This is a genomic window from Streptomyces sp. NPDC006510 (genome assembly GCF_040611955.1).
In the GTDB taxonomy this organism is placed as follows: Bacteria; Actinomycetota; Actinomycetes; order Streptomycetales; family Streptomycetaceae; genus Streptomyces.
This window is the reverse complement of record NZ_JBEXPH010000392.1, coordinates 1-2,774: the sequence shown is the minus strand read 5'-3', so window position 1 is coordinate 2,774 and position 2,774 is coordinate 1. Positions and strand designations below refer to the sequence as shown.

3 protein-coding genes are annotated in these 2,774 nt (G+C 67.2%); 2 read left to right on the top strand and 1 reads right to left on the bottom strand.

The features are described 5' to 3' along the window. The first annotated feature begins 1,068 nt into the window (after window positions 1-1,068). Entirely contained in the window at window positions 1,069-1,575 is a 507-nt protein-coding gene (locus ABZY11_RS43765; RefSeq protein WP_356484514.1) for a transglutaminase-like domain-containing protein, read from the top strand. 2 nt (window positions 1,576-1,577) lie between these two features. Next, window positions 1,578-1,988 carry a hypothetical protein gene (locus ABZY11_RS43760; protein ID WP_356484513.1) on the top strand — a complete coding sequence of 137 codons (411 nt, stop codon included), beginning with the start codon at window positions 1,578-1,580 and terminating at the stop codon, window positions 1,986-1,988. Window positions 1,989-2,330: 342 nt separating this feature from the next. Here ABZY11_RS43760 and ABZY11_RS43755 read toward each other — a convergent pair. Continuing rightward, the coding region (locus tag ABZY11_RS43755; protein ID WP_356484512.1) for a TetR family transcriptional regulator C-terminal domain-containing protein at window positions 2,331-2,774 on the bottom strand (444 nt) is incomplete at its 5' end.

Here is a 2,774-nt window from a genome sequence, read left to right as displayed (position 1 = left end):
TCCCGGTGCTCGGTGTGGCAAGCCCACGGGTCGTCCACACCGGGACGGGACAGGATGTCCGCCGCGACCTCGACCCCCACCCCGTCCATCACCGGGAGAACCTCGATGTCACCGATCTTCACGCGCGCAATCCCGTCTCTCACAGCTGTATCAACCGACTGCAACCACCCACGACAGCGGGACATTCCCCTACGCCCGCCAACCGGTCACCGAAGCCGACGCGTCCAGCCGCGATACGCCCCGGAGATCACTCACCGCAACATCTGTGCGGCGCGGCGTGGGTGGTACCGTTCCGTTACGCGGTTTGCGTCGGCGGCCGAGCGGGTGCGACCATCGGTCCCGTGGTCTTTGCTTCCCGTGACCGGAAGGGCGGCCACCGCCCTCACCGGTGAGCCTGCCGGGGTCGGCCGTGCTGTCGGTGATCCCAGACGCCTCCCGATCTGACACCCAGCTGCACGATGGCCAGTGCGCCAGGGTGCTCGTTGCTGTCGCTGTGGCTGACGTGCCAAAGCGCCGTTGGAAGCCCGGCATTGGAAGGTATCGGCCCACTCCTCCTGCCGCGTGCCCGTCCTCGTATGGGCTTCCGTCAGGAGCGCGTCCTCTCCGTGGCGCGCCACGGTCCGCCCCGCCGCCATGTACCGGGCGCCGTCGGCAGGCAGACAGTCCGCGACGGCCGTCACCAGCCCCGAGACGCGGGTTACGCGAAATGTGACGACCGGACCAGTCACCCGTGTCAGCACCGCCGTACGACGGCCACTTCCCCGGCTCTTCCCGGAGGAGACCAACCCGCAACGCGGCGCTGGCCCTTCCTCCGGTCTTAAGGAGATCCGGAATCCCTCGCCCCTTGGTCGGACTACCAAGTCCTTTCAGTAGGAGGTCATGATGGAATCACCGGCCACCACCACCGTTTCGACCCCGGCCAACGGGGACTGCTGCCCAAGTACCCTCCGGAGGCTGGTCGCGCACCGACCGGGCGGTGCATCTGGACAATTACGGGGAGATTTTGGCACGGTGAGGTGCACCGGCCCAGAAATCGAGCATATGACCGATGCCTTTAGGGGTCCAGCCATGCCATCTGCTCTCCTCGCACAGGACGCCGCCACCTTTTATGCCGCGCAGAGTGCTTTCTCCGATCCCAGCGGCCTCGGCCGGCTCTACGCCGGCCTGCCGGATGATCCGGCTCACCTTGCCCGTGCAGCCCGAGATCTGATGGTCCACCGTCTGGAAGGTGAACCGTTCCGTCATGTCATCACGCAGGATCGCCTGCACAACGACGCCGAGACACGCTACTTCGATGACATCTTCCGGATCATCATTGAGCGGAACGACGCCCCGCTGACGCAGCGGCGCGAGGTCGGTGACCGGTTCGTCGGCGTGTGCCGCGACTTCGCGCTGCTGTACTGCTCGTTCCTGCGCCACGCGGGGATACCCGCCCGCCTGCGGTCCGGGTTCGCCGACTACTTCGGCTCGGATGGATTCAACGATGACCACGTGGTCACCGAGTACTGGGGCAACGAGCGGGCTGGCTGTTCGCCGATCCGCAGCTGGCCGACCCGGTGGTCAGCGCCACGTTGAAGGTGGACTTCGACCCGATGGACGTGCCGCGCAACCGTTTTCTGGTCGCGGGTAAGGCATGGCAGGCCATCCGAGCACACGATGCGGACCCAAAGACTTTCGGGCTCCGCCTCCCGGAGGAGGAAGGGATGTTCGGGGAGTGGTTCGTGGCGCACGACATGCGGATCGATCTCGCGGCACTGAACAAGGTGGAGACGCTGCTGTGGGACACCTGGGGGGCGGGAGCGGGCGGAGACAGGAAGATGACGGACGCGACCCGTGAACTGTACGACCAGGTCTCGCTGGTGGTGTGCGACGACGTTCCCTTCGATGCGGCGCGGAAGCTGTTCGCGGAGAACGAGGAGCTGCGGACGCCGAAGACCGTGCTGTCGTTGGCACCGTTCAACGGTCCGAGCGAAGTCACACTCCGGTGATGCAGGTGGCCGGACATACACTTCCATTCATCGGCACGGGCCACGGACCCTCGGCGCCCAGTTCCGCCGCCGCCCCGCCCGGCGAGTCGGGCGCACGTGCACGGCACGCGGCGCCGCTCCGGCAGGCGATGCTCATGGCACTCATCTGCAGATCGAGCAGTGTGTGCGGCCGGGTGCGGGCACTGGGTGACCGCCTTCGTGGACAACGGCGCAGGCGCCCAGGTGGATTGGGTGCGTACCGGGCTGGGCATGCGTGGCCTGCTTCCGATGTGCTTTTGGGTTGTTGCCGGGTTCTGGAGCCGTCTTGCGGCAGATTCCGCCCTATGGACGGCAGCTCGGTGGTCAGTCGGTGAAGGTGTGCAACAGGCTCAGCAGCGCGGTACGGAGTTCGGCCGGGTCGAGGTCGAGTCCGTCCGGGCCGGCCAGGTGCTCGAAGAGCAGACCGTCGATGGAGGCAATGAGTGTTTTCGCTCGCTGCTCCGGCTCGGGGACACCGGCCGCGGCAAGCAGGTCGACGACCGGCTGTCGTACGTGCCCGGCCGCGGTCTTCAGTACCGCCCGCAGTTCGGGTCTGCGCGTGGCCTCCAGGGCGAGTTCGTGGCGGGCGAGCGTGCGCACGCGTCCCTGGGTCCCCCAGTGCTCCAGGTAGGCCACCGTCATATCGGCAAGGTTCTCCGCTGAAGTGGTGCCCGTCGTCGGCAGCGCGGCGGCATCTGCGATGTCCGCCTCGGCGAGCCGTTCCACGGCCGCCTGCAGCAGCGCCTGCCGCGTCCTGAAGTAGTAGGA